The following is a 24,197-nucleotide window of genomic DNA, read 5'->3' as shown; positions in this document are numbered from 1 at the left end:
GAGCTGTCCACTCCCGTTGACTTTCCCGACCAGCGGACCTCCCATCCCTACCCCTTCACGCACACCACCTGTCGCAACGTATGCAGCACTTCCACCAGATCACGCTGGGCGTGCATGACTTTGTCGATGTCCTTGTAGGCCATCGGGATCTCATCGATGACCGCCGCATCCTTGCGGCATTCCACATGGGCGGTCGCGCGGATCTGGTCGGCGACGGTGAAGGTGTTCTTGGCTTTGGTGCGGCTCATGGTGCGACCGGCGCCGTGGCTGCAGGAACAGAACGATTGCTCGTTGCCGAGGCCGCGAACGATGAAGCTTTTGGCCCCCATGGAACCGGGAATGATCCCCAGCTCGCCCTTCTTCGCCGACACCGCGCCTTTGCGGGTGACCAGGATGTCCTCGCCGAAATGCCGCTCTTTCTGCACGTAATTGTGGTGGCAGTTCACAGCCTCCAGCGCAACCTCGAAAGGTTTGCGGATCACCTGCCGCGCCGCGTGAATCACCGCTTGCATCATCAAGGCACGGTTCTGCCGGGCGAAGTCCTGAGCCCAGCCCACCGCTTCGACGTAGTCATCGAAGTGCCGGCTGCCCTCCTTGAAGTAGGCCAGGTCACGGTCCGGCAGGTTGGCGATGTGCTGGCGCATGTCCGCCTGGGCCAATTGAATGAACAGAGTACCGATGGCATTGCCCACGCCGCGAGAGCCGCTGTGCAGCATGAACCACACGCGATTGGCCTCGTCCAGGCAGACCTCGATGAAGTGGTTACCGGTGCCGAGGGTCCCCAGGTGCTGGCGGTTGTTGGTGCTGGCGAGTTTCGGGTACTTGTCGGTGATCGCCTTGAACCGAGGGTTCAGCGCCGCCCAGGCCTGATCGGCCTGCTGTGGAACGTGTTCCCAGGCGCCTTCGTCACGGCGGCCATGGCTCAAGGTGCGGCCATGGGGCACGGCCTTTTCAATGGCAGTGCGCAGACCATGCAGGTTATCCGGCAAGTCGGCAGCGGTCAGCGAGGTGCGCGCGGCGATCATGCCGCAGCCGATGTCCACGCCCACGGCCGCCGGAATGATCGCGCCCACGGTGGGGATCACGCTGCCGATGGTGGAACCTTTGCCCAGGTGCACGTCCGGCATCACCGCCAGGTGCTTGAAGATGAACGGCATCTTCGCGGTATTGATCAGTTGCTGCCGGGCTTCGCTTTCAACCGGCACGCCTTCGGTCCAGAGTTTGATCGGCTTGCCGTTGGCGACTTCCAGCAGTTGGTAGGCAGGTTGTTGCATGATTTCGACTCTCTTTGGATCAGACGAACATAACGCTCCATCGAGGTAAATGGGATTACTATTTCGTAGCGGGGAATTGCAGGAGGTCATCATGTGGCTTAACGAATATGAACAGCAACTACGGCGCGACCTGCAAGGTGTGGCGTCGGACCTGAGGTGGTCGGCGGTAGAGCTTTTGCGCATCGCAGAGCAGTTGCGCCTGGCCGGCAATGATGTGGACGCAGAGGCGACGCTCAGGCTGTGCTCCTTGTTCCAGGGCGATGAAGAGCGGCTGGCGGGCTATGCTGAAGAAGTGAAAGCAAAAACCATCACTCGAACGAAAGTTCACTAGAGAGCATTGCCATGAACAAGCCTCTATGCGCGCTGATCGCCGTGCTGGCGGCGACAGGTGGCTGTAACACGGAATCGCATATCTACCGGGACCAACCGCTGGTCGCCAAGGTCGAAGCCGGCATGACCAAGGATCAGGTCGAGCAGATTGGCGGCAAGCCGCTATCGATCACCGATCGCACGGTGGAGCCAGGCACTTGCTTTGATTACAAGTTGACCCAGGCCGGCAATCAGCAGCCGTACAGCGTCAGTTTTGATGGCAGGGGCCAGGTCGACCATAAAGCCTTCATGACCTGCGCCGAGTGGAGTCGCGTCCAACAAAAAGCCAGAGCGTATTCCCCGTCCACGGGCGGGATGGGTGGTGGTTACTGAGCCCACGACTTTAATAACGAGAAGCCCCGGCGTACCGGGGCTTCAGGCACACTATTTGTCTGATTTGTGGCTACGCGATGATCTGCCCGACCGGGCTCTGTAGGCGGGAAGCGCAGCCGCATAGGCCAGTGCTTCTTCTCGGCTGCCAAAGGATCCAAGCCGGTCACCTTTGGTGCACACCCGCCACGGGCCACTGTTCACGCTGAGTACGTCATAGCCGTTCATGTGCATTTTGGTCAGCATCGGAACGCTCATTAGTCACCTCCATTTCGGCAGTGATAGTCCAGGGTCCACTTAGCTACCTTACACCCGACCTTCACTGAAGTGCCGACCAGACGTCGCGTCAGGATTCCGGCATTCCATTGCACTTTCAACCGCCCTGTCGACTCTAACCCTTGAAGCAGACACGTCTGCGGATTGCGGTCTGAATATTGCATTTTTATGACTGTTTTATGACAACCGGCAGTCAGGTAATCCATGAAAGTACGCGCAACCGTCATTTGCGAGCAGGACCGGCACATTCTCCTGGTGCGCAAACCCAGGGGGCGCTGGACCCTGCCGGGTGGAAAAATCGAGCCTGGCGAAACCATCGCGGGCGCGGCCACAAGAGAGCTTTATGAAGAAACCGGGCTTGGGGTCGACAGCCTGCTGTACTTGATGGAGTTGGACACGACCAGCACCAGGCATCATGTCTACGAGGCATCGGTCATAAACGTGGCCGAGGCGCGGCCCCAGAATGAAATCTTCGACTGCATCTGGTACCCGCTGGACGCCGTCCAGAACCTGAACACAAGCGACGCCACACTCAGAATCGTCAGAGCATTTCAGCGTCGCTTGTAGCTCAATACAGCCGACGCCCTCCTGAAAGGTCAGCCCAGATCGCCGCCACCGACCGGCATGACCATGCCGGTGATATAGGAGGCTTCGTCGCTGGCCAGAAACAGGATAGCGCTGGCCTGTTCATCCAGTGTGCCGTAGCGCTTCATCAAACTGCTGTCGAGGGTCTGGTCGACGATCTGCTGATACCACAGCTTTTCCTGAGCGCTTTGTTCCGCGGTGTTGCGCGGGATCAGCCGCGGCGGCGCTTCGGTGCCACCGGGAGCGGTCGCGTTGACCCGTACCCCACGGCCGGCGGTTTCGAACGCCAGGCACGCGGTCAACGCGTTGACCCCACCCTTCGCCGCACCGTAAGGCACGCGATTGACGCTGCGGGTGGCAATGGATGAAACGTTGACGATGGCGCCGTTGCCTTGCTCAAGCATGAACGGCAGCGCGGCATGGCAACACCACAGCGTCGGGAACAATGAACGTCGCACTTCGGCCTCGATCTGCGACTCTTCATAGTGCTCGAAAGGCTTGGCCCAGATCGTGCCGCCGACATTGTTGACCAACACATCGAGGCGCCCGAAGCGCTCGACGGCGGTGCGCATCACGCGGCTGCATTCGCTGTATTGCTCAAGGTCGGCCGTCAGGGCGAGCACCTGGCTGTCCCGCCCCAGTTCTTTCTGCAACTCGAACACCAGATCGGAGCGGTCGACCAGAATCAACCGCGCACCTTCAGCGGCCATGCGTTCCGCCACACGCCGGCCGATGCCTTGGGCGGCACCGGTAATCAGCGCGATTTTTTCGTGGAATCTATTCATGTATCTCTCCCACAACAGCGCGGCTCAGGCCGCGCTGGCGGCAAATTTCTCGTAGTAGAAGTTCGCAGGCGCGATGCCTTGCTCGCGAATGAACTGGCTGACCGCTTCGACCATCGGCGGCGGGCCGCACAGGTAGACATCGACGTCGCCATCGTTCAGATGCCGTGGCTCAATGTGCTGGGTCACGTAGCCCTTGAGCGGGTGCCGACTGTCGGGGTTGGCCACGCAGGCGCTGAAGCTGAAGTTCGGGATTCGTGCGGCAAAGGCTTCCAGTCGATCGATTTCCACCAGGTCGAAATCGTTGGTCACGCCGTAGATCAAATGCAGCGGATGATCGCTGCCCTGCTCGGCGATTTTTTCCAGCATCGCGGTAAACGGCGCCAGACCGGTGCCACCGGCCAGCAGCAACAACGGCCGGCGGATATCGCGCAGATAGAAACTGCCCAACGGTCCGGCCAGGCTCATGCTGTCGCCGGCCTTGGCCATGCCGGTCAGGAAACTGCTCATCAAGCCGCCGGGCACGTTGCGAATCAGGAAACTGACTTCGCCGTCACGCTGCAACGAGCTGAACGAATACGCGCGGGTCTGCTCGCTGCCCGGAACCCCGAGGTTCACATACTGCCCCGGCAAAAACGCCAGTTTGCTCAGGGCTTCGCCCTTGATCGACAGTGCGATGGTGCTGTCGGACAGCTGACGCACGGCGCTGATGGTCGCGTCGTAACTGGCCTGACGAGTACGGCAGACATCCGATGAAACCGGCACCCGCACCACGCAATCGCTCTGCGCACGCATCTGGCAAGTCAGGACAAAACCCTGCTGCGCTTCGTCAGCGCTGAGGGCGTCTTCGATGTAGTCCTCGCCCAGGTCGTAGCGCCCGGCTTCGGCGAAACACTTGCAGGTGCCGCAAGCGCCGTCGCGGCAGTCCAGCGGAATATTGATGCCCTGGCGGTACGCGGCATCGGCCACGGTTTCGCCGGCGTTGGCGTCGATGAACCGGGTGACGCCGTCTTCGAAATTGAACGCAATGGAATGAGTCATGACGGCCGCCTCAGAGGTGGTAAACATCAATGACCTGGCGAACGTAGTCGTTCTTCAGGATCACTTTCTTGGCCAAGATCAGCGGGTTCTCACCGCGCACATCCAGGGTGTAGAAACTGCTGCCGAAATAGCTGTCGACGGTCTTGTAGCGAAAGCTCAGGGTGTGCCAGTTGAAGCGCACCTTGCACAGGCCGTCGGCCTGTTCGATCAGCTCGATGTTGCTGAGGTTGTGCGAGGTGCGGGTGTCCGGCACGCTGGCACTGGAACGCTCGGTCTTGATACGGAAGATGCGGTCTTCCAGGCCCGTGCGGTTGCCGTACCAGATCAGCGAGATTTCCCGCTGCGGATCGATGGTCAGCTCGTCGTTGTCATCCCAGGACGGCATCCAGAAAGTGGCGTCCGGTGCGTACAACTCCAGCCAGTCATCCCATTGCTTGTCGTCGAGGTAGCGCGCTTCGCGGTAGAGAAAATCGCGCACCGCGTCATAGGTCATGGTCATTGCACGGCCTCCACTGCAATCAGTTCGGACTGTTCGGCGGCCAGGGCCTTGAGCATGGTCTGCTGCCAATATTTGTGTTGCAGCACGAACAGGCCTTCGTCTTCGGTACGCACCCCGCTGAGCAATGGGTGCAGGTCAATTTCCTTGGCCGCGTCATCGGCGCCTTCAATCCAGTGTTCGGCACCACGGGACATGTCATTCCAGGTGGTGACGCTGCCCTGGTAACCGGTCTGGCAGGAGCGAAACTCTTCCAGATCGTCTGGAGTGGCCATGCCACTGACGTTGAAAAAGTCCTCGTACTGCCGAATGCGGCTCGATCGGGCGTGGTCGCTTTCACCTTTGGGGGCGATGCAGTAAATGGTGATTTCGGTGCGGTTGACCGAGATCGGCCGGGCGATGCGAATCTGCGAGCTGAACTGGTCCATCAGGTACACGTTCGGGTACAGGCACAGGTTGCGCGAGTTCTCGATCATCCAGTCGGCGCGAGCCTGGCCGAAGTCCCGGGCCAACTCGTCGCGACGCTCGTACAGCGGACGGTCCTCGGGGTTGGACCAACGGGTCCAGAGCAGCATGTGGCCCTTGTCAAAGGAATAGAAACCACCGCCCTGCTTGGCCCAGGTGCCGGCGCTCATGGTGCGGATGTCTTCGCCCGCTTCGCGCTGTTTGCGCTGATTCTGGGTGGCGGCGTAGTTCCAGTGCACGGAGCTGACGTGATAGCCGTCCGCGCCGTTTTCGGCGGTGAGTTTCCAGTTGCCTTCGTAGATGTAACTGGAGGAACCACGCAGCACTTCCAGGCCATCGGCGGACTGGTCGACGATCATGTCGATGATCTTCGCCGACTCGCCCAGGTGCTCCACCAACGGCACCACGTCGGCCTTGAGACTGCCGAACAGGAAGCCGCGATAGGACTCGAAACGCGCGACTTTGGTCAGGTCGTGGGAGCCTTCGCAATTGAAGCTCGCCGGGTAGCCGGCCGCCGCCGGGTCCTTGACCTTGAGCAGCTTGCCGGAGTTGTTGAACGTCCAGCCGTGGAATGGGCAGGTGTACGAACTCTTGTTGCCGGTCTTGTGCCGGCAGAGCATCGCCCCGCGGTGGCTGCATGCGTTGATAAAGGCATTCAACACGCCATCCTTGTTGCGCGCGATGAAGATCGACTGGCGCCCCATGGTGGTGGTGTAGAAATCGTTGTTGTTGGGGATCTGGCTTTCGTGCGCCAGGTACAGCCAGTTGCCTTCGAAGATGTGTTCCATCTCAAGGTCGAACAGCCGCGGGTCAGTGAACATCTCGCGCTTGCAGCGATAGATACCCTGTTCAGGGTTTTCTTCAAGCAGGGAGTGAAGGTATTCGGGTCGCAGGGACATGGCCGCCGCCTCCATTGTTTTTATTCAGGCAGGGCCATGCTAGGACGTGGGGATGGGGCGGACTATCCGCCGGGTGCAGACCTGTATCCGTTTTGTGCAAGGGGCGGTCGGTTGTTGATGATTGCCAATGTGGCGAGGGAGCTTGCTCCCGCTGGGCTGCGAAGCGGCCCCCGGCATTCTGTCAGGCACACCGCGTCGGCAGGATTTACGACTGCTGCGCAGCCGAACGGGGGCAAGCCCCCTCGCCACAAGCAAGCCCCCTCGCCACCGGTTATTCGTCAAACGTCTTGGCAATCAGTGACGGCGCTTGAGGGTGTCGGAAGGCAATTCGCCGAACTGTTTGCGGTAGCTGTCGGAGAACCGGCCCAGGTGCAGGAAGCCGTAATCCATGGCCACTTCCGTGACGTTGCGAACGTTGCAGGTCGGGTCGCTCAGGTTGGCGTGAATACGCTCGAGCTTCTTCTGCCGGATGTAGTTTTTCGGCGTGTCCCCCGCATTGCGTTCGAACAGCCCATACAGCGAACGCAGGCTCATCCGCGCCTGGCGCGCCAGTTCTTCGCTGTCGATGTCTTGCTTGAGGTTGCAGGCGATGTAATCGACCAGCGCCTCGAACGTGGCCGAGGCTGAGCCGGGATCGGTGCGCATGACGTTGGTTTTCATCAGGCCGAGCATCTTGCTGACCACGATTTGCGCATAGTGCTCCTGCACGCGAGGAATCGGCTCGGATGCCTCGGCTTCCTGGCAAATCATCGCCAGCAGGCCGACGAAACCTTCCAGTTGATTGAGCTGATAACGGTTTTCCAGAAACCGCACGCCCTGCCCCGGATACCGCCAGCGCTGCTCCTCGCACACCGACTCCAACAGCCGGGTGGGGACTTTCAGGATGAATTTTTCGCAATCACTGGAATAGGTCAGATCCACCGGATCGTCCGGGTTGATCAGCAGCAACTCCCCGGGCGCGAAGTAATGTTCCTGACCGTGGCCACGCCACAGACAATTGCCGCGCAACAACACTTGCAAGTGATAGATGCTGTCCAGCGCGCCAGAGGTAACCCGCACGCTGGCGCCATAACTGATGCGGCACAGATCAAGGCTGGCGAACTTGCGATGATCGAGGCTGGCCAGCGGTCGGCCGGCCCTGGGCATCTGCAGGCAATGGTTGCCGACATGCTGATTGACGTAGCCCGACACTGCATACGGGTCGGCATGGTCGAAGATTCTGCTGCGATGACTCAACAATTGCGCTTGCATCATCGGTTCACTCTCATTGTTGTTATCAGTGGCGCCGCCATTCTAGTGTCCTGCCCGAAACACAGAAGGCCACGAGATAAACGGTCGGTTATCTCGTGACCCGGTTCGGCTGGTCGAGGGTATCAGTCCTCGAGCGCACGCACCCGCTCGTGGCGTTGCTGCTCCTCAGGTTGGGCGGACGACTGCAGGGTGAAGTCGAAATCGATTTCGGCAAAACGACCGCTCACGCCATGGGCCGCTGCACGCTGCGGATCGTCGCTGAAGGTGATCTTGGCGATCAGTTCGTCACGGGTGGCGTAGGCGAAATCGTCATGCAGGTACTGATCGCCATCGAGGTTGATCTGGGTGGTCAGGTGACGATGATCCGGTGCCGAAATGAAGAAGTGAATGTGCGCCGGCCGCTGGCCATGACGGCCCAGTTGATTGAGCAGTTGCTGGGTCGGACCATCCGGCGGGCAGCCGTAGCCCGACGGCACGATGCTACGGAAGCGATAACGACCCTCGGCATCGGTGACGATCCGGCGACGCAGGTTGAACTCGGACTGGGTGGTGTCGAAGTACGAATAGGTGCCGCCGGTGTTGGCGTGCCAGACATCCACCACCGCCCCGGCCAGCGGTTCGCCAGCGGTATTGAACACCCGGCCCTGCATGAACAGAGTCACACCCGGATCGACGCCGTCATCGAGACGCGCTTCGCCTTGCGACAGCGGTGCACCCGCCACATACAGCGGCCCCTCGATGGTCCGCGGGGTGCCGCCGGATTTGCCGGCCTGCTCGTCTTCGGCATCCATCAACAGGTCGAGGTAATGCTCAAGACCGAGCCCGGCCACCAACAGACCGGCCTCCTGCCGCGCGCCCAGCACGTTGAGGTAATTGACGGCTTTCCAGAATTCTTCCGGGGTCACGGCCAGGTCTTCGATGATGTTCACCGAATCACGCAGGATGCGGTAAACCAGCGCCTTGACCCGCGGATCGCCGGCTTCATTGAGCAGGCCGCTGGCTTCTTCGAGAAACTTCTGGACACTGGCGGTGTGGGAAATCTTGACGTTCATGGTGGATCCTCATCTTGTATTTATTAGCGTAGCGAACTGAACAGGCTGGATTCAGCGGTCATCCTCGCGAATGGAAGAAGGATGCCGGCACAGCGCGTTGACCTCGATCGCCATGTACGGGTACAGCGGCAATTGCATCAGTAGGTCGTGCAGTTCCTGAACGCTGTCGACATCGAACACGCTGTAATTGGCATAGAGCCCGGCGATGCGCCACAGATGACGCCACTTGCCTTGCTCTTGCAGGCGCTGGGCCAGGGCTTTCTCGTCGGCCTTTAGCTGAGCGGCGCGCTCCGGGTTCATGTCGACCGGTAGATTCACGGTCATTTTTACGTGAAACAGCATGATGCCCTCCTCAGGCTTGATGAACGACAGTGGAGCTTTTGTCCCGACGGAAAAACGCCAGGCGCTCTTCATCCAGGGTCAGGCCCAGCCCCGGTGTTGACGGGACGTGCAGTTGGAAATCGCGGTAGACCAATGGCTCGCTGAGGATGTCTTCGGTCAGCAGCAGCGGGCCGAACAATTCGGTATCCCAGCTCAAGGTATTCAGTGTGACAAAGGCATGGGCCGAGGCCAGCGTGCCGATTCCGCCTTCGAGCATGGTGCCGCCGTACAGGCCGATACCGGCCGCCTCGGCAATCGCGGCGGTTCGCAGCACGGCGCGCGGGCCGCCGTTCTTGGCGATTTTCAGAGCGAACACCGAAGCGGCGCCTTCCCGCGCCAGGTTAAAGGCATCTTCCACGCATTCGATGGATTCATCGGCCATGATCGGCGCCGGGCTCATGGCATTCAGGCGCACCATGCCGGCGCGGTTATTGCGCGAGATCGGTTGTTCGATCAGGTCGATGCCGTTGGTGCCGAGTATCCGGCAGGCCCGCAGAGCGACTGCTTCGTCCCAGGCCTGATTGACATCGACCCGCACACTGGCGCGATCGCCCAAGGCCTTTTTGATCGCAATAACGTGAGCCAGGTCGCGGTTGACCTCGCCAGCGCCGATTTTCAGTTTAAAGATCCGGTGGCGGCGCAGGTCGAGCATTTTTTCCGCTTCGGCAATGTCCTTGGCGGTGTCGCCGCTGGCCAGGGTCCAGGCCACCGGCAATGCATCGCGAACCCGTCCGCCCAACAGTTCACTGACCGACAGGCCAAGGCGCTTGCCCTGGGCGTCGAGCAAGGCGCTTTCGATACCCGATTTGGCGAAGGTGTTGCCACGAATGCTGCGCTCCAGGCGCAACATCGCGGCATTCACATTGCCGCTGTCCTGGCTGATCAGCAGTGGCGCGAAGTGTTTGTCGATGTTGGTCTTGATGCTGTCCGGGCTTTCGTTGCCGTAGGCCAGGCCGCCGATGGTGGTCGACTCACCGATACCCTCAATGCCATCGGCACAGCGCACCCGAATGATCACCAGGGTCTGGTTCTGCATGGTGTGCATCGCCAGCTTGTGTGGGCGAATGGTCGGCAGATCGACGATGATCGTCTCGATCGATTCAATGGCTGTTGCAAGCATGTCGCGATACCCGTCAGGTTCTTAAAGTTCTGGAACCGATTCTGGTACGGCTTTTTTCGGGAAGCCAATATAGAATTGGTCTGACTCGATACCTTAAAGGTATTTAACAGATCGACGTCCGGAGGCCCCATGGAACTGCGTCACCTGCGATATTTTCAGGTGCTGGCTCAAACCCTCAACTTCACCCGCGCCGCCGAACTGCTGCACATCGCCCAACCGCCGCTGAGCCGGCAGATCCAGCAGCTGGAAGACGAACTCGGGGTACTGCTGCTGGAGCGCGGCCGACCGTTGAAGCTGACCGACGCCGGGCGTTTTTTCCATGAACACTCCACCGCCCTGCTCGAACAACTGGGCAAGGTCTGCGACAACACGCGGCGGATCGGCCTGGGCGAAAAGACCTGGCTGGGCATCGGCTTTGCGCCCTCGACCCTCTATGGCGTGCTGCCGGAACTGATTCGCCGGTTGCGCAGCGGCGAGCCTCTGGCGCTGGAATTGGGGCTCTCGGAAATGACCACGTTGCAACAGGTGCAGGCGCTCAAGGCCGGGCGTATCGATGTCGGCTTCGGGCGCATCCGCATCGACGACCCGGCCATCCTGCAGACCGTGCTCACCGAAGACCGACTGGTGGCCGCCCTCCCCGCCGGCCACCCGCTCCTCGCCAGGCCCATCAGCCTTCGGGAACTGGCCAAGGAACCCTTTGTGCTCTATCCCGGCAACCCGCGCCCGAGTTACGCCGACCACGTGATCGCATTGTTCGAAGCCAGTGGCGTGCACATCAAGGTGGCGCAATGGACCAACGAGCTGCAAACGGCGATTGGTCTGGTGGGGGCGGGAATCGGGGTGACGCTGGTACCGGCCTCGGTGCAGTTGCTGCACCGCGACGACATTGGCTTCACTCCGGTGCTGGAAGACAACGCGATCTCGCCGATTATTCTCAGCAGGCGCGTGGGCGATGTGTCGCCGGGGTTGAATCATTGCTTGCAGATGATCGATGAACTGCTGCCGCGCGACAGTGAGCCGTAAATGCAATCCGTAGCAGCTGTCGAGCCCCAGCGAGGCTGCGTAGCGGTCGTGAATCCGGCTAATGCGGTCTGCCTGATGTATCGCGATCTCCGATTTTACGACTGCTACGCAGCCGAACGCAGCCTTCGGCAGCCGCTACAAGAAGTCGCGGTTAGGCCACTACACCGGCGAACGCTCGGCGACCGGCACGCATTTCTGTGCGAAGTTCGCCGATCAGGTTGGAAATATCGCGAATACTGATCAGTTTGTCGGGGGATACGCCGGTGATCAACAACTCAATCCGCCCGGAGCTCTGATCGAAAACCTTGATCCGCAAGGTTTCATTCTGGTTCACGGTGCATTCGCAGGAGAGCGGCTTGAAACCGGACTCGACAATCTGGCAAAGCTGCTCAATAGGAACCATGACAGACGCCCCTCCATGGACGGTTTTCCGATTGGATCCACTGAGATTAGTTCAGCTTGCGCAATGCGCCAGCGGGTTCAGTGAGCATCCCCATCCCATATCCAATTCCAGATCCCCGGCAAACGAACAGGCTCGGAACTCTGCTTGACGGTGCGCGCCATGGCCGCCCGCTGTAGCGCTGCCGTGTCGTCGTAAAACGGTTTTTGCGCCATGGCCAGACCGGTGGCGTTGGCACTGTCGAGGAGGATTTGCAGGTATTCGCGGGCATGCCGGGCGGTGTAGCGGTTGAGGTCGTGAAAGGTCACCACCACCGGGATCACCCCATCCACCGTCGGCAACTCGCCAAGGGCTATGCGCTCGCGGACTTCGGACAGCTGCCGCAGCATATTGGCCCGCCGCCGAGGGCTGGCGTTGAAGCCCCAGATCTTGCCGTCATTGGCGCTCAGGTCGGTCAGCAGTACATGCATGCCGTGCTGCTGATAGGCCGCGAAAGTGCGCTTGTCATAATTCCAGAACGGCGGACGCACCAGGATCGGCGAGGCGCCAGTGATCGCGGCGATGTCTGCGCTGCCGTTGGTCAGCGATTGCTCCAGTTGCTCCGGCTCCAGGGAGCGATGGTTGGTGTGGTGGGGAGTGGCCGTGTGGAAGCCCAGTAGATGCCCTTCGGCCTGTTCGCGCCGCATGAGTTGGCGCCCCACGTCACTGCCGCCGGCGCCCGAGGCTCGGGTCTGCACGAAGAACACGGCTTTGATGTCCGGTTGCAGCGGATTGTGCGCCAGGCTGTCGAGTACAGTGGCGGTCGGGTTGTAAAAACCGGACGCGCTGGGCCCGTCGTCGAAGGTCAGCAGAAAGCGGATCGGCGCCTGCGCTTGCAGACGCTGTTGCGTCTGCGGCGTCATTTCAATGGGCGCGGCGATGCAGCCAAACAGGCCGACAGCGATGGCGAATACGGATAGAACCTTGATCAACTGCTTCATGTTTTGCCTTGGGCCAGACCTTGCGACCGTCACGTTTAATGGCAAAAACCCCTCGCCCATTCATCCTTCGACCGGCCCGCCAATCGCTGCGAGCCGAGGTTGGATAAGGGTACACAGTGTTTGGTTCCAGCGCCTGCTCCCCAGGTGATTGCATTTCAAACTACAAAAACTAAAAAGCCCCGCCATCAATTGGCGGGGCTTTGGGGATGTGCAAACCGATCAGGGCTTCAGCGGGCGTTCCTGGTCGCGGTCCGACAGCTCTTTGCCGTCGTCGGGGTGCTTCCAGTCCGGCGTCGAACGCTTCTGCCGCTCGATTTCTTCCTCTGTCGGTTCATCGGTCTCATCATCCAGGTCCGGACGCTTTGGTTCAGTGGCCATGTCCACCTCCCGTCCTCAAGGGATCATCCGTTAAGCGTAGAACAGTTTCGCGCCGGACGACTCAGAGCCACCAGCGCAGTAAAAAGAAAAAGCCCATGCTCAACAACATGCTGAGCAGAGTATTGCGGGTGTAAAGCACCAGGCCCACGGCCACCAGCGAACTGATCAGGTAGGGGTTGTCCCACTGCAGGTTCAACTGTTTGTCGGGCATGAACACAATCGGCCCGCAGATCGCGGTGAGCATGCCCGGCACCGCGAAACCGAGGAACTGCCGGGCATTGCTGCTCAAGCGCACCGGCAGCCGAGGTTCGAGAAATACGTAGCGGTTCAGGAACACCAGCAGGCCCATCCCGATAATCACAGCCCAGACCATCATGTGCGCCCCACGTAGAGTTTGTTGCAGATGAACCCTGCGGTCATGCCCGCCAATCCCGACAGCACCAGCGCCGAGCCCCATTGCCAATAGCTGAACAGCACCGAACAGAACAGCGAGACCGCCACGCAGACTACCGTCGGAACGTTGCGCACCACCGGCGTGATCAAGGCGATAAAGGTCGCGGCGATGGAGAAATCCAGCCCCAGGTGTTCAAGGCCCGGAATGCTGCTGCCCAGCACAATGCCCGTCAGGGTGAAGAGGTTCCAGGCGATGTAAAACGTCAGGCCCACACCGAGGGCGTACCAGCGATTGAACTGCTGTTTGTCATGCTGGCTGGTCAGGGCGAACAACTCGTCGGTGAGCAAAAAGCCCAGCCCGATACGCCAGCGGCCCGGCAACGGGGAAATCACCGAACGCATGCTCATCCCGTACAGCAAATGCTGGGAGGTCAGCAGCAACGTGGTCAACAGAATCGAAAAGACCCCGGCGCCGCCCTTGAGCATGCCGATGGCGACCAATTGCGCCGCGCCGGCAAACACGATGCTCGACAGCCCCTGGCCTTGCAGGGGCGTGAGGTTGGCCTCGATGGCCATGGAACCGGCCAGCAACCCCCAGGGCGCGGTCGCCAGGGACAACGGCATGATGGCCGCGGCGCCACGAAGGAATGCAGTGCGCGGCATGAATGAGTTGGACATAACGCTCTACAACCAGGAAAAGTCTTCAGACTGTGCCAGCAGTCATGGCCGATGGCTTGAACAATCTTGCGCACTTGCAACGACTTCACGATTGACAAATACCCCGTCGGCTTTTAAAACTGGGCGCCTCATTCAGGGTGTAAGCAACCATGTCCGCAACCTTCAACCTCAACACTGTCGTCATTGGCTTGATTGCCAAGGCGCAAGGTTGCGTTGCGCACGCCCCTAAATCGAAGAAACAGTCGCTCATGTGACCGGGGCGCGCTGTCCCGTCAGATGAGCTGACAGGACATTGAGCGCGACGGACACCCCTCCTCTTGCTGACTTCCTTCTACGCTTCTGACGGTGACGAAATCGGTCAACCTTCAGGAGAAAGTGCATGTCATCGTTTCAAGGTATCTGGGTTCCCATCGTTACGCCGTTTCACAACGGTGCGATCGACTTTGCCGGATTGCGGCGGCTGGTCAGTCATCTGCTGGAAAAAGGCGTCGATGGCATAGTGGTCTGCGGCACCACCGGGGAAGCCGCGGCGCTGGCCAAACATGAACAACTGGCGGTGCTCGATGCGGTGCTGGAACAGGTTCCACCAGAACGCGTGGTCATGGGCCTGGCCGGCAACAACCTCACCGAGTTGCTGCACTTTCAAAGCGAAATCCTGAAGCGTCCCCTGGCGGGCTTGCTGGTGCCGCCGCCCTACTACATCCGCCCTTCCCAGGCCGGCCTCGAAGCCTTTTTCAAGACCGTCGCCGATGCGTCCAGCGCCCCGACTATTCTCTACGACATCCCCTATCGCACCGGCATAGCCTTCGAGCAGGCGACCCTGCTCCGGATCGTCGCCCATGAGCGGATCGTCGCGATCAAGGACTGCGGCGGCAACCCAGCCAACACCTTGGCACTGCTCTCCAGCGGTAACGTCGACGTGCTGTGCGGCGAAGATAATCAGATCTTCGGCGCGCTATGCCTGGGGGCCAAAGGCGCAATTGCCGCCTCGGCCCATGTTCATCCCGAGCTGTTCGTGACGCTGTATCAACAGCTTCGCGACAACCGCTTAGCGGCCGGCCGAACGACCTTCTTCCAGTTGCTGCCACTGATCCACAGCCTGTTCATCGAGCCCAATCCCGCCCCGGTGAAAACTGCCCTGGCCCTTGAAGGATTGATCCGCGACGAGCTGCGAGCGCCAATGCAACGCAGCAGTGAAAGCACGACGGTGCGTTTGAAAGAAGTACTGGCAGCGCTTGAAGGCGGCAATCGATAGAGCACAAGCGTCCAGCCCGAGTACCATGGAGCGATTCACCCAACACGTCAGGGAATCGACATGCTTTACCGAATCGCCGCCGACGGGCTGGTGCTGTCTCACTTGTTGTTCATTCTGTTCGTGCTGTTCGGCGGGCTGCTGGTGCTCAAATGGCGCCACCTGATCTGGTGGCACCTGCCCGCCGCTGCATGGGGTGTGATCGTGGAAATCTTCCACCTGGCGTGCCCACTCACCGAATGGGAAAACTGCATGCGCCACGCGGCCGGGCAAACCGGTTACGGCGGCGGTTTTATCGAACATTACGTGTGGCCGATTATTTACCCGGCCGGGCTGACGCCCACGATTCAACTGGCACTGGGCAGCGTGGTGCTGGCGCTCAACGTGCTGATCTATGTGCGGCTGTTCCGGCAATGGAAGCATCCGACCCGTTCAGGCAGTAACCACCGGTCCGGTTGAACTCAGTTGGCGATAACACTCATGTTCCGGCCACTGGCCTTGGCCACATACAGCGCCTTGTCCGCGGCGCCGACAATGTCGTCGGGCTGGGCTTGCGAGGCCGGGTCGTAAGCGCAGACACCCACGCTGACCGTGACCACGCCCCCCACACCCTCAACGTGTTTGATGCCGGCCTGCTGAACCGCACGGCGGATGTTTTCCGCTACCAGAAACGCCCCCACGTAGTCGGTACCAGGCAGCACCACCGTAAACTCCTCACCACCGAAGCGAGCCGCGAGATCGCCGGGGCGCTTGATGTTTTCGGTGATGATCGTGCTGATTTTGCGCAAACACTCATCGCCCGCCAAATGACCGTAGTGATCATTGAAGTTCTTGAAGTGGTCGACATCGATCATCAACAGCGCAAGATGGGTCTGGCTACGCCTGGCGCGGCCCATTTCCGCGAGAATGAACAGGTCGAATTGACGCCGATTGGAAAGCCCGGTCAGTGCATCCTCCAGTGCCAGCAACTCCAGGCTGCGGTTGACCTCAATGAGTTTGTCCTGAGTCTCCAACAGATTGTTCTGAATATGATTCTGCTGCTTCATGAGGCGGATCAGGCGATAACCGAGAGCCCCCAGAAACCCCAGCAGCAACAGGACGATGCCCGCACTGAATATTGATTCCTGCCGCCAACTGGCCAGGACTTCATCCTTGTCGAGCCCGGCAAAGACGACAAGCGGATACCCCTCGACCCGTCGAAACCCCACGACCCGCACCACCCCGTCGACAAAGGACCTGACCGTTGCCGTACCGGAATCGCCCTTGGGCAACAGCTGGGTAAACAGCGGCCCTTTGGCAACACTGGTGCCAATATCGGCTTCGTTGAACGGGCGCCGAACGACAATGGTGGTGTCATCGGAGATCAGGTTGATCACGCCGTTATTGCCCATGTCGATGCTGTTATACAAATCCAGGAAATGCTTGAGGTAGATCGAAGCCACCACCACGCCGGCAAACCGGCCATCAGGGTGATTGATCCGGCGTGACACGGTCATGATCCACTCACCGGTCGAGCGACTTTTTATCGACGGACCGATATGAGGACCGCGGTCGGGATGATCACGGTGGTAGATGAAATATTCACGGTCGGAATTATTGGCATTGGGCGGTATGACGTTAATGGCGTTGGCGAGCCAGCGTCCTTCTTCGTCGAACACGAACAGCCCATGGATCTGTACCAACTCACTGCGCTGAGCCTGGAGCAAACGTTGCAGTCGGGGAAATTTTTCCGGTTGCATGCCATCGATTTCGAGGCGGTCCACCAGGGAGAACAGTAGCGTGTCGGCCTGTTTGATCGATGCCTGCGCCTGCGAGGCCAGGGTTTGCGCCAGGTTGGACATCGCCACTTCGCTCTCACGCAGATGGTACTGACGCGAGTTCCAGCTTTCACCGATCACAATGGCCATCAAGGACAGGCACACCGCAATCAGCAGAGAAACCGCGTATCGAACCTTGAGCGTTGTCTCAACCGGCTCGGGCACCCAAGGCGTGGCGAACCGGGTGTGTTCAATACGATCTTTGACGGACGGATGCCCCATGACGCTCCCTGAATCCCTTATGACATGGCGAATTTTCCCGTTCGCCCTTTTAGCGCCAGCCAGCCGTGACCGGCGCTCAAACCATTACAACTCGACACCGATACGATAGGTGATTTACACAAAAACGCTCATTGCCAGCGATCGTAATCGCTACATCGGCGTCTGTTTGATCGCCTCAAACCAGGCCGGATTCAATCGCCTCTGTTCGGTCTCGATGCCCAACGCGTCCATCCGTGCCTTGTGCTGATCCATCTCTCGGGTCAGCTGACTTTGGTCGCTGGAGTTGCCGTCCAACTGGTGCATCTGGCTCAGCCCCAAGTGATAAAAGCGCAGCAGCTTCATGGCGGCAGGGTCGCCCTGCTCCACCGCCGCCGTCACCTGGTGCATGACGTTGGTGACGCTCATCAGGCTGCGCTTGAGCTGCCAACCATAGACCGCTGGCGCCATCCACTCCTGGCTCCAGAACTTGCCGCGCATCAGCGCCACCGTCAGCAACAACGCGGCAAACACACCGCCCACGTTGAACCGCAGATTATCGCCGCCGGGTTCACCGAACAACGTCACCGCCGCCGTCGACAGCTCCATCGCCAGCGCCAGGAACATCAGGGCGATGATCACCGTGCTGCGCCGCGTCTGGCGTCGATAGGTTTCGGCATTCATTGGCTGGATTTCGAACATCGCGACGGGGTTCCTTGCATCGATGGTAAAAGGCGCTGTGACAAAAAGACTGCGAGGCATTATCGCCTCCCCGAAGGATTTAGCTATGCTGGAGCTCCTTTTCATCTTTTCATCGTCAAACGGGAGCATGGCGATACAGCGCAGTTCGTGCCATCTTCATCATGGATACACACTATTCGGATGCCATGCGCCGTTGCTGGCGGGTGACATCGTTTTAAGGATCATTGAATGACCCAACGACATGTAATCAACGCCTCGGTCAGCCCTAAAGGCAGCCTGGAAACGCTCTCCCAGCGTGAAGTGCAGCAACTGAGCGAAGCATCATCCGGCATCACCTACACCCTCTTCCGCCAGTGCGCCCTGGCCATCCTCAATACCGGCGCCCACGTCGATAACGCCAAGACCATCCTGGAAGCCTACAAAGACTTCGAAATCCGCATTCACCAGCAAGACCGTGGCGTACGCCTGGAACTGCTGAATGCCCCCGCCGACGCTTTCGTCGATGGCGAAATGATTGCCAGCACCCGTGAAATGCTCTTTAGCGCCCTGCGCGACATCGTCTACACAGAAAACGAACTCGACGCCTTGAGCATCGACCTGAGCACCTCCCAGGGCATCAGCGACTACGTCTTTCACCTGCTGCGCAACGCCCGCACCCTGCGCCCCGGCGTCGAGCCGAAAATCGTGGTGTGCTGGGGCGGCCACTCGATCAACACCGAAGAATACAAATACACCAAGAAAGTCGGCCACGAACTCGGCCTGCGCAGCCTGGACATCTGCACCGGTTGTGGCCCTGGCGTGATGAAAGGCCCGATGAAAGGCGCGACCATCGCCCATGCCAAGCAACGCATCCACGGCGGTCGCTACCTCGGTTTGACTGAACCTGGGATCATCGCCGCCGAGGCGCCGAACCCGATCGTCAACGAACTGGTGATCCTGCCGGACATCGAGAAACGCCTGGAAGCGTTCGTGCGGGTTGGCCACGGCATCATCATTTTCCCGGGTGGCGCGGGCACGGCCGAGGAATTCCTGTACCTGCTCGGCATCCTGATGCACCCGGACAACCAGGACCTGCCGTTCCCGGTGGTCCTTACCGGGCCGAAAAGCGCCGCGCCGTATCTGGAGCAACTGCACGCCTTCGTCGGCGCAACCCTCGGTGAAGAAGCGCAGCAGCACTACGAGATCATCATCGACGACCCGGCCGAAGTAGCGCGGCAGATGACTCAGGGCCTCAAAGCGGTCAAACAGTTCCGCCGTGAGCGCAACGACGCGTTCCATTTCAACTGGCTACTGAAGATCGACGAAGGCTTCCAGCGCCCGTTCGACCCGACCCACGCCAACATGGCCAACCTGCAACTGAGCCGCAACCTGCCGCCCCACGAACTGGCCGCCAACCTGCGCCGCGCGTTCTCCGGCATCGTCGCCGGCAACGTCAAGGACAAGGGCATCCGCCTGATCGAAGAACACGGGCCGTACCAGATTCGCGGTGATGCCGAGGTCTTGCAGCCGCTGGACCATTTGCTCAAAGCCTTCGTTGCCCAGCACCGGATGAAACTGCCGGGTGGCGCGGCGTATGTGCCGTGTTACCAAGTGGTGGCTTGATACGCGAAACCCTGTGGAAGCAGGCCCGCGATGGCCCGCTTTCCCGAACCACCGGAAACAAGAAACCCCGCGTGATGCGGGGTTTCTTGTTTTTGGGGACTGAGTCAGTGGAGCCCACTGTGGCGAGGGAGCTTGCTCCCGCTGGGTTGCGAAGCGACCCCAAATCCAGCAACCGCATTTTTTTGGCACACCGCATATGCCGGTTTTGCGACTGCTGCGCAGCCGAGCGGGACGGTGCGGCGATCCGACAAGCTCCCTCGCCACAATGGGTCACTCAGTTCTGAGGATCGAGGTTATCCAGCACCCGGTTCACCGCCAACTCCCCAAGCATGACCACCGATTGAATCCCCAACATCACATTGCGATGTGGCATGTCCATCAGTCCGGCGAACTCACTGAGCATCATGCTCGCTGACGCCAGGGATTCGCAGGCGTTGACCAGCAGGGTTTCGTTATCGACCTTCGTACCCACATGGTAAATGGTGCTGGGTTTGCGCTTGGTGGCTTTGGGGATGGGTGGTTTGAGGTAGTGGTCGAGGGCGCGGTCGGCGGCTTCGTGGAGTTTTTTCGAATCGAGGGATTCGTAGGGGGAAACGTCGTCGGTTTCCGGAGGATTTGGTGTTGGTTTGAACATAAATGAAGCTCCTTGATCAGTGGAGCCGACATCTATCGCTGCTAAACGAAGAAGGTGGCGGCTGTACGCGGGTTAGCAGACCAGGGATCAAGGAACCCGGCGCACCGAAGTGCCCCACGCATAGCCGCCATAACGCGAATGGCGACACTGACGTGCCTTGATATTCATCGAGCTGCTAAACCCGATCGCTGATTCGTCAGCGACCCGGAAACGATAGAGCCCGGCCTCAAGGCGCACAAGCCGGCGGATTCTGGCGTAGTCGTAGGCAACGGCGCAAGGCTGTGTAGCCTGAGTGAGTATCTGGAGATGTCGATTAAACATCGCCTGTTTATTGGTCTTACTGTGGATTTTGCGGTGGATGGGCTGGCCTCTTCGCGAGCAAGAGACTTGGCCTGCCCGTAGCAGCTGCCTCGCGGGCTCGGCAGCTGCTACAACAGATCGCTTACTAATCGCGCCGCAAGAGACTTGGCCTGGCTCGCCACATCAGTTACCGCCGTGCTCTCCCACCACATGCCGCGCAACGGCGGCCCCATGGCGAACAAACGGCTGGCGACCTGCCCGTCGGCGCTTAACACTGCACCGTCAACCGCGGCGGCAATGCCCAATCCCAACGGCCCCGGCCGTACCAGCCCGCGAGCGAGCAATTGCTGGGGCAACGGCCGCGCCACCCGGCGCCAGTCGTATTCGATGCCGCTGGAGTTGATCAGCGCCGCGCCATGCACCACACAGGTTTGCGCCTCACCACGACGACGAATGCGGATGCTGACCTCACCGTCCGACGCAGGCTCGAGCCCCTTGAACGATGCGGCATGAATCCGCAACCGCCCTTCCCCGTGTAGCCGCGCCACCAACTCGGCACTCAGCGGCGGCGAGCGATGGTGATGGCTTTCCCACCATGGCCGTACATGCCGCACAAATTGCCGGCGTTGCACATCGGTCGCCTGACTCCACAACCGCCCGATATGCGCCCGAACGGTATCCAACGGCGCTTGCCAGTCGATGCCCTGAGCGATGGCATCGCGGCAATGCCGGCGCAGTTCGCGCACCAGCTGACGCGGTGTGCGAATACTGTGGTCCTCGGCGAGAAAATCCACCCACGCCGGCGGTTGTCGGCGCACATGCGGCAGCAAACCATGACGGGAGAACACTTCGATCGGCCCACGATGCCCGGCCTGCTCCAGCGACACCACGGCATCGACCATGGTCAGGCCCGAGCCGATGATCAGCACCGTCGACTGCGGATCGAGTTGACGCATGGCGGCCACATCCCACGGGTCGAGTGCAGCTGCATTCAAACCGCTGGACTCGGTCTGCGGCGTGCGGGCGGCGGGAAACATTCCGGTCGCCAACACTGCGTAAGCGCCCTGCAATTGCTGCCCATCACTCAGGCTCAACCGCACCGAATCGCTCAACGTTTCCAGGTCCACCACCTCGGCCCGCACATGTTCGACACGCGCCCCCTTCAATGCGCCCACCGCCTGCGCTTCAGCAAGACGCTGCTGCACATAAACGCCAAACAGCCCGCGCGGCGGAAACAGTTCGCTGACCGGCACATGTTGCTCATCCGACTCCGGCCAGCCACCGGCGGCGATGTGTTCGGTCAGCCATTGGGTCAGGTCATCGGCGTTGTCCGGGTCGACGCTCATCCGCGCCGCGTTGCCATTGAGCGTATGCCCCAGTTCCACCGCGCTATAGGCTTCGCCACGGCCCAGTTCTGCCCGCGGCTCGATCACCAGAACCCGGCGCTGACCGGGCAAACGCAACAACTGCGCCGCCAGCATCGCGCCACTCAGGCCGCCACCGATGATCAGGATGTCAGCGTGGCGGATGGCGTCGCTCGCCTGTCCGCGTGGGGTGTCAGTCATGGCGTTCTCACTGGTCAATGTTTACCTGAATAGAAGTCGTACAGATCGCCCCGTGTCAGTCACTCACCGGACGCTAGCCTGTGAAGCGTACTTGAGTGCCACGTTAATATTTTGCTCGGCCATCAGGAAGCTCACCTGCTCGTCTCGATGCCATCCCCACTGCTTCCCAGGAGCCGAACCTGAATATAATTTTCTTTTATTTCAACAGGTTGAATAATTATTCAAGAAACGCTTGCAGCTTTAAAACAGCAAAGTGTTTATCCAGTGTTAGCCGGTAAACAGTCAAATCACCACATTACGCACAAACCGCGCCGCCACGTCCCCATCATTGCGATAAGAATGCGGTTGATGACTGGCAAACATAAAGAACTCGCCAGCCGCAATTTTCTGCGGCTGACCGCCAAGCATCAGGGTCAGGCAACCTTCGAACACATAAAGCTGTTCGCTGTAGCCTTCGGCATCCGGCTCCGAGGGGTAATGCTCGCCCGGTTCCAGGCGCCATTCCCAGAGTTCTACTTCGCGGGTGGCGGTGGCTTTGGCCAGCAGCACCGCTTTACTGCCCGGGATCGTACCGGCCCAGGCCAGTTCGTTGATGCGGCTCGGGTCGCGAGCGTCGGGGGCCTGGATCAGGTCGCTGAAGGCCACGTCCAGCGCTTCGGCCACGCGGTCGAGGGTGGTCAGGCTGACGTTCTTCTCGCCGGCCTCGATGGCCACCAGCATCCGGCGGCTGACCCCGGACTTTTCGGCCAGGGCGCTCTGGCTCATGTCGGCGGCGTGGCGCAGACGTCGCACGTTCAGGCTGACGTGCTGGAGGACCGAAGCCCGTTGGGTGGAATCTTTGTGCACTATATTGCTCACTGGGTGGCGTTGCGCAGTATACTGCCCAACTTCGGGCGCATTGTGCGTCTCCCTCAGATGGGGCGCAAGGTCATGACGTCAATGAACGCTTCTCATACTTCCCCCCGTTTCTCCCGGTTCAGCAAGGCCGAGTGCGTGCTGGTGCTGATTACCATGGTCTGGGGCGGGACCTTTTTGCTGGTGCAGCATGCGATGACCGTCAGCGGGCCAATGTTCTTCGTCGGCCTGCGTTTTGCCGCGGCGGCGAGCCTTGTGGCGCTGTTCTCCTGGCGCCATCTGCGTGAACTGACGCTGTTCGAACTCAAGGCCGGGGCGTTTATCGGCGTGGCGATCATGCTTGGTTACGGCTTGCAGACCGTGGGTTTGCAGAGCATTCCCAGCAGTCAGTCGGCGTTTATTACCGCGCTGTATGTGCCGTTCGTGCCGCTGCTGCAATGGCTGGTGCTGGGGCGTCGTCCGGGGTTGATGCCGAGCATCGGGATCATGCTGGCCTTTACCGGGTTGATGTTGCTGTCGGGGCCTTCCGGCGCGTCGCTCAATTTCAGCCCCGGTGAAATCGCTACATTGATCAGCGCCGTGGCGATTGCCGCGGAAATCATTCTGATCAGCACCTATGCCGGCCAGGTCGACGTGCGCCGGGTGACGGTGGTGCAATTGGCGGTGACGTCGGTGCTGTCGTTCCTGATGGTGGTGCCGACCCAGGAAGTGATTCCCGACTTCTCGTGGTTGCTGTTGTGCAGCGCTTTGGGCCTGGGCGCGGCGAGTGCGGCGATCCAGGTGGCGATGAACTGGGCACAGAAGAGTGTTTCGCCGACCCGGGCGACGTTGATCTATGCCGGGGAGCCGGTGTGGGCCGGGATTGCCGGGCGGCTCGCCGGGGAACGCTTGCCGGCGATTGCGCTGGTTGGGGCGGGGTTGATTGTGGCGGCGGTGATTGTCAGTGAGTTGAAGACCAAGGGGAAAGTTGTTCCCGAGATCGAAGAAGATTCGGTACAGGAAACCGAACACTGATCGTTCCCACGCGTGGGAACGATCGCGATCTCCTTTGAAACAATGATAAACAGGGTTTCTGCGTCTATCTTGTAGGATTCTGCGA

Annotated in this window: 28 protein-coding genes and 1 pseudogene; 8 read left to right on the top strand and 21 right to left on the bottom strand. The window is 60.2% G+C overall.

Annotated features, from left to right (window positions below; all coding sequences use genetic code 11):
• Positions 1 to 47 precede the first annotated feature (47 nt).
• Complete coding sequence (locus tag AC07V0_RS22890) at positions 48 to 1,274, bottom strand: RtcB family protein (protein ID WP_018927985.1); 1,227 nt, start codon at positions 1,272 to 1,274, stop codon at positions 48 to 50.
• 91 nt (positions 1,275 to 1,365) lie between these two features.
• Here AC07V0_RS22890 and AC07V0_RS22885 point away from each other — a divergent pair, with 91 nt between their 5' ends.
• Both AC07V0_RS22885 and osmE read left to right on the top strand, forming a co-directional pair.
• Complete coding sequence (locus AC07V0_RS22885; protein ID WP_018927986.1) at positions 1,366 to 1,605, top strand: hypothetical protein; 240 nt, start codon at positions 1,366 to 1,368, stop codon at positions 1,603 to 1,605.
• Positions 1,606 to 1,616: 11 nt separating this feature from the next.
• Complete coding sequence (gene osmE / locus AC07V0_RS22880) at positions 1,617 to 1,976, top strand: osmotically-inducible lipoprotein OsmE (RefSeq protein WP_457327001.1); 360 nt, start codon at positions 1,617 to 1,619, stop codon at positions 1,974 to 1,976.
• A gap of 51 nt (positions 1,977 to 2,027) precedes the next feature.
• On the opposite strand, the gene AC07V0_RS22875 is transcribed toward osmE, so the two are convergent.
• On the bottom strand, positions 2,028 to 2,231 hold the full coding sequence (locus tag AC07V0_RS22875) for a hypothetical protein (RefSeq protein ID WP_007941550.1): 204 nt from the start codon (positions 2,229 to 2,231) through the stop codon (positions 2,028 to 2,030).
• A gap of 222 nt (positions 2,232 to 2,453) precedes the next feature.
• Here AC07V0_RS22875 and AC07V0_RS22870 point away from each other — a divergent pair, with 222 nt between their 5' ends.
• Positions 2,454 to 2,816, top strand: a complete 363-nt coding sequence (locus tag AC07V0_RS22870) for an NUDIX hydrolase (RefSeq protein WP_018927988.1) — start codon at positions 2,454 to 2,456, stop codon at positions 2,814 to 2,816.
• Positions 2,817 to 2,845: 29 nt separating this feature from the next.
• Here the strand turns inward: AC07V0_RS22870 and AC07V0_RS22865 are convergent, their stop codons facing one another.
• The 8 genes from AC07V0_RS22865 to AC07V0_RS22830 form a co-directional block, all read right to left on the bottom strand.
• On the bottom strand, positions 2,846 to 3,619 hold the full coding sequence (locus AC07V0_RS22865; protein WP_064617053.1) for a 1,6-dihydroxycyclohexa-2,4-diene-1-carboxylate dehydrogenase: 774 nt from the start codon (positions 3,617 to 3,619) through the stop codon (positions 2,846 to 2,848).
• A 24-nt stretch (positions 3,620 to 3,643) separates the two neighbouring features.
• On the bottom strand, positions 3,644 to 4,657 hold the full coding sequence (gene benC, locus AC07V0_RS22860; RefSeq protein ID WP_018927990.1) for a benzoate 1,2-dioxygenase electron transfer component BenC: 1,014 nt from the start codon (positions 4,655 to 4,657) through the stop codon (positions 3,644 to 3,646).
• 10 nt (positions 4,658 to 4,667) lie between these two features.
• Complete coding sequence (benB, locus tag AC07V0_RS22855) at positions 4,668 to 5,156, bottom strand: benzoate 1,2-dioxygenase small subunit (RefSeq protein ID WP_018927991.1); 489 nt, start codon at positions 5,154 to 5,156, stop codon at positions 4,668 to 4,670.
• Complete coding sequence (gene benA / locus AC07V0_RS22850) at positions 5,153 to 6,517, bottom strand: benzoate 1,2-dioxygenase large subunit (RefSeq protein WP_019649241.1); 1,365 nt, start codon at positions 6,515 to 6,517, stop codon at positions 5,153 to 5,155. Before benA ends, benB begins: the two co-directional genes overlap by 4 nt.
• A gap of 294 nt (positions 6,518 to 6,811) precedes the next feature.
• Complete coding sequence (locus tag AC07V0_RS22845) at positions 6,812 to 7,771, bottom strand: AraC family transcriptional regulator (RefSeq protein ID WP_018927993.1); 960 nt, start codon at positions 7,769 to 7,771, stop codon at positions 6,812 to 6,814.
• Positions 7,772 to 7,890: 119 nt separating this feature from the next.
• Complete coding sequence (gene catA, locus AC07V0_RS22840; RefSeq protein WP_018927994.1) at positions 7,891 to 8,820, bottom strand: catechol 1,2-dioxygenase; 930 nt, start codon at positions 8,818 to 8,820, stop codon at positions 7,891 to 7,893.
• A 51-nt stretch (positions 8,821 to 8,871) separates the two neighbouring features.
• Complete coding sequence (gene catC, locus AC07V0_RS22835; protein WP_007936026.1) at positions 8,872 to 9,162, bottom strand: muconolactone Delta-isomerase; 291 nt, start codon at positions 9,160 to 9,162, stop codon at positions 8,872 to 8,874.
• Positions 9,163 to 9,172: 10 nt separating this feature from the next.
• A complete protein-coding gene (locus tag AC07V0_RS22830; protein WP_064617049.1) occupies positions 9,173 to 10,321 on the bottom strand; it encodes a muconate cycloisomerase family protein in 1,149 nt (382 codons plus the stop codon).
• 129 nt (positions 10,322 to 10,450) lie between these two features.
• Here AC07V0_RS22830 and AC07V0_RS22825 point away from each other — a divergent pair, with 129 nt between their 5' ends.
• Positions 10,451 to 11,344: a LysR family transcriptional regulator gene (locus AC07V0_RS22825; protein ID WP_457327000.1), complete on the top strand. Its 894-nt coding sequence runs from the start codon at positions 10,451 to 10,453 to the stop codon at positions 11,342 to 11,344.
• A 151-nt stretch (positions 11,345 to 11,495) separates the two neighbouring features.
• Here AC07V0_RS22825 and AC07V0_RS22820 read toward each other — a convergent pair whose 3' ends face one another.
• The 5 genes from AC07V0_RS22820 to AC07V0_RS22800 form a co-directional block, all read right to left on the bottom strand.
• Positions 11,496 to 11,747, bottom strand: a complete 252-nt coding sequence (locus AC07V0_RS22820) for a DUF1652 domain-containing protein (protein WP_457326999.1) — start codon at positions 11,745 to 11,747, stop codon at positions 11,496 to 11,498.
• A gap of 77 nt (positions 11,748 to 11,824) precedes the next feature.
• Positions 11,825 to 12,724 carry a polysaccharide deacetylase family protein gene (locus AC07V0_RS22815; RefSeq protein ID WP_064617047.1) on the bottom strand — a complete coding sequence of 300 codons (900 nt, stop codon included), beginning with the start codon at positions 12,722 to 12,724 and terminating at the stop codon, positions 11,825 to 11,827.
• Positions 12,725 to 12,943: 219 nt separating this feature from the next.
• Positions 12,944 to 13,102, bottom strand: a complete 159-nt coding sequence (locus tag AC07V0_RS22810; RefSeq protein WP_173861163.1) for a hypothetical protein — start codon at positions 13,100 to 13,102, stop codon at positions 12,944 to 12,946.
• Between the two features lie 61 nt (positions 13,103 to 13,163).
• The gene (locus AC07V0_RS22805; protein WP_162830927.1) at positions 13,164 to 13,475 is read right to left on the bottom strand and encodes an AzlD domain-containing protein; all 312 of its coding nucleotides are present in this window, start codon (positions 13,473 to 13,475) and stop codon (positions 13,164 to 13,166) included.
• The gene (locus AC07V0_RS22800) at positions 13,475 to 14,173 is read right to left on the bottom strand and encodes an AzlC family ABC transporter permease (RefSeq protein WP_457326998.1); all 699 of its coding nucleotides are present in this window, start codon (positions 14,171 to 14,173) and stop codon (positions 13,475 to 13,477) included. Before AC07V0_RS22800 ends, AC07V0_RS22805 begins: the two co-directional genes overlap by 1 nt.
• A 379-nt stretch (positions 14,174 to 14,552) precedes the next feature.
• Here AC07V0_RS22800 and dapA point away from each other — a divergent pair, with 379 nt between their 5' ends.
• Together dapA and AC07V0_RS22790 are read left to right on the top strand one after the other, a co-directional pair.
• On the top strand, positions 14,553 to 15,428 hold the full coding sequence (gene dapA / locus AC07V0_RS22795; protein ID WP_457326996.1) for a 4-hydroxy-tetrahydrodipicolinate synthase: 876 nt from the start codon (positions 14,553 to 14,555) through the stop codon (positions 15,426 to 15,428).
• Between the two features lie 60 nt (positions 15,429 to 15,488).
• Positions 15,489 to 15,884 carry a DUF2784 domain-containing protein gene (locus tag AC07V0_RS22790; RefSeq protein ID WP_457326995.1) on the top strand — a complete coding sequence of 132 codons (396 nt, stop codon included), beginning with the start codon at positions 15,489 to 15,491 and terminating at the stop codon, positions 15,882 to 15,884.
• Between the two features lie 2 nt (positions 15,885 to 15,886).
• Here the strand turns inward: AC07V0_RS22790 and AC07V0_RS22785 are convergent, their stop codons facing one another.
• Positions 15,887 to 17,464: a sensor domain-containing diguanylate cyclase gene (locus AC07V0_RS22785; RefSeq protein ID WP_457326994.1), complete on the bottom strand. Its 1,578-nt coding sequence runs from the start codon at positions 17,462 to 17,464 to the stop codon at positions 15,887 to 15,889.
• 150 nt (positions 17,465 to 17,614) lie between these two features.
• Positions 17,615 to 18,142, bottom strand: coding sequence for a DUF3087 domain-containing protein (locus AC07V0_RS22780; RefSeq protein ID WP_457326993.1), 528 nt, complete (start codon positions 18,140 to 18,142; stop codon positions 17,615 to 17,617).
• A 228-nt stretch (positions 18,143 to 18,370) separates the two neighbouring features.
• Here AC07V0_RS22780 and ppnN point away from each other — a divergent pair, with 228 nt between their 5' ends.
• Positions 18,371 to 19,744, top strand: coding sequence for a nucleotide 5'-monophosphate nucleosidase PpnN (gene ppnN, locus AC07V0_RS22775; protein ID WP_018928007.1), 1,374 nt, complete (start codon positions 18,371 to 18,373; stop codon positions 19,742 to 19,744).
• Positions 19,745 to 20,018: 274 nt separating this feature from the next.
• On the opposite strand, the gene AC07V0_RS22770 is transcribed toward ppnN, so the two are convergent.
• From AC07V0_RS22770 to AC07V0_RS22755, 4 genes and pseudogenes are all read right to left on the bottom strand, one after another.
• Positions 20,019 to 20,378: a DUF6124 family protein gene (locus AC07V0_RS22770; protein WP_018928008.1), complete on the bottom strand. Its 360-nt coding sequence runs from the start codon at positions 20,376 to 20,378 to the stop codon at positions 20,019 to 20,021.
• Between the two features lie 428 nt (positions 20,379 to 20,806).
• Positions 20,807 to 22,243 carry an FAD/NAD(P)-binding protein gene (locus AC07V0_RS22765; RefSeq protein ID WP_138867235.1) on the bottom strand — a complete coding sequence of 479 codons (1,437 nt, stop codon included), beginning with the start codon at positions 22,241 to 22,243 and terminating at the stop codon, positions 20,807 to 20,809.
• Positions 22,244 to 22,302: 59 nt separating this feature from the next.
• Positions 22,303 to 22,393 (bottom strand): annotated as a pseudogene (locus AC07V0_RS22760) (ABC transporter ATP-binding protein); the annotation flags it as partial.
• Positions 22,394 to 22,525: 132 nt separating this feature from the next.
• Positions 22,526 to 23,089, bottom strand: a complete 564-nt coding sequence (locus AC07V0_RS22755) for a helix-turn-helix domain-containing protein (RefSeq protein WP_018928010.1) — start codon at positions 23,087 to 23,089, stop codon at positions 22,526 to 22,528.
• Here AC07V0_RS22755 and AC07V0_RS22750 point away from each other — a divergent pair.
• Positions 23,084 to 24,112, top strand: coding sequence for a DMT family transporter (locus AC07V0_RS22750; RefSeq protein ID WP_457326992.1), 1,029 nt, complete (start codon positions 23,084 to 23,086; stop codon positions 24,110 to 24,112). The genes AC07V0_RS22755 and AC07V0_RS22750 overlap by 6 nt on opposite strands.
• The last annotated feature ends 85 nt before the right edge of the window (positions 24,113 to 24,197 follow it).

The organism is Pseudomonas sp. GW821-FHT01E10 (assembly GCF_059422365.1).
This window is presented reverse-complemented; position numbering and strand designations above follow the sequence as displayed.

Coding starts and splice junctions, on each gene's coding strand:
- AC07V0_RS22890 (WP_018927985.1), bottom strand. CDS start 1,274: ATGCAACAACCTGCCTACCAACTGCTGGAAGTCGCCAACGGCAAGCCG.
- AC07V0_RS22885 (WP_018927986.1), top strand. CDS start 1,366: ATGTGGCTTAACGAATATGAACAGCAACTACGGCGCGACCTGCAAGGT.
- osmE (WP_457327001.1), top strand. CDS start 1,617: ATGAACAAGCCTCTATGCGCGCTGATCGCCGTGCTGGCGGCGACAGGT.
- AC07V0_RS22875 (WP_007941550.1), bottom strand. CDS start 2,231: ATGAGCGTTCCGATGCTGACCAAAATGCACATGAACGGCTATGACGTA.
- AC07V0_RS22870 (WP_018927988.1), top strand. CDS start 2,454: ATGAAAGTACGCGCAACCGTCATTTGCGAGCAGGACCGGCACATTCTC.
- AC07V0_RS22865 (WP_064617053.1), bottom strand. CDS start 3,619: ATGAATAGATTCCACGAAAAAATCGCGCTGATTACCGGTGCCGCCCAA.
- benC (WP_018927990.1), bottom strand. CDS start 4,657: ATGACTCATTCCATTGCGTTCAATTTCGAAGACGGCGTCACCCGGTTC.
- benB (WP_018927991.1), bottom strand. CDS start 5,156: ATGACCATGACCTATGACGCGGTGCGCGATTTTCTCTACCGCGAAGCG.
- benA (WP_019649241.1), bottom strand. CDS start 6,517: ATGTCCCTGCGACCCGAATACCTTCACTCCCTGCTTGAAGAAAACCCT.
- AC07V0_RS22845 (WP_018927993.1), bottom strand. CDS start 7,771: ATGATGCAAGCGCAATTGTTGAGTCATCGCAGCAGAATCTTCGACCAT.
- catA (WP_018927994.1), bottom strand. CDS start 8,820: ATGAACGTCAAGATTTCCCACACCGCCAGTGTCCAGAAGTTTCTCGAA.
- catC (WP_007936026.1), bottom strand. CDS start 9,162: ATGCTGTTTCACGTAAAAATGACCGTGAATCTACCGGTCGACATGAAC.
- AC07V0_RS22830 (WP_064617049.1), bottom strand. CDS start 10,321: ATGCTTGCAACAGCCATTGAATCGATCGAGACGATCATCGTCGATCTG.
- AC07V0_RS22825 (WP_457327000.1), top strand. CDS start 10,451: ATGGAACTGCGTCACCTGCGATATTTTCAGGTGCTGGCTCAAACCCTC.
- AC07V0_RS22820 (WP_457326999.1), bottom strand. CDS start 11,747: ATGGTTCCTATTGAGCAGCTTTGCCAGATTGTCGAGTCCGGTTTCAAG.
- AC07V0_RS22815 (WP_064617047.1), bottom strand. CDS start 12,724: ATGAAGCAGTTGATCAAGGTTCTATCCGTATTCGCCATCGCTGTCGGC.
- AC07V0_RS22810 (WP_173861163.1), bottom strand. CDS start 13,102: ATGGCCACTGAACCAAAGCGTCCGGACCTGGATGATGAGACCGATGAA.
- AC07V0_RS22805 (WP_162830927.1), bottom strand. CDS start 13,475: ATGGTCTGGGCTGTGATTATCGGGATGGGCCTGCTGGTGTTCCTGAAC.
- AC07V0_RS22800 (WP_457326998.1), bottom strand. CDS start 14,173: ATGTCCAACTCATTCATGCCGCGCACTGCATTCCTTCGTGGCGCCGCG.
- dapA (WP_457326996.1), top strand. CDS start 14,553: ATGTCATCGTTTCAAGGTATCTGGGTTCCCATCGTTACGCCGTTTCAC.
- AC07V0_RS22790 (WP_457326995.1), top strand. CDS start 15,489: ATGCTTTACCGAATCGCCGCCGACGGGCTGGTGCTGTCTCACTTGTTG.
- AC07V0_RS22785 (WP_457326994.1), bottom strand. CDS start 17,464: ATGGGGCATCCGTCCGTCAAAGATCGTATTGAACACACCCGGTTCGCC.
- AC07V0_RS22780 (WP_457326993.1), bottom strand. CDS start 18,142: ATGTTCGAAATCCAGCCAATGAATGCCGAAACCTATCGACGCCAGACG.
- ppnN (WP_018928007.1), top strand. CDS start 18,371: ATGACCCAACGACATGTAATCAACGCCTCGGTCAGCCCTAAAGGCAGC.
- AC07V0_RS22770 (WP_018928008.1), bottom strand. CDS start 20,378: ATGTTCAAACCAACACCAAATCCTCCGGAAACCGACGACGTTTCCCCC.
- AC07V0_RS22765 (WP_138867235.1), bottom strand. CDS start 22,243: ATGACTGACACCCCACGCGGACAGGCGAGCGACGCCATCCGCCACGCT.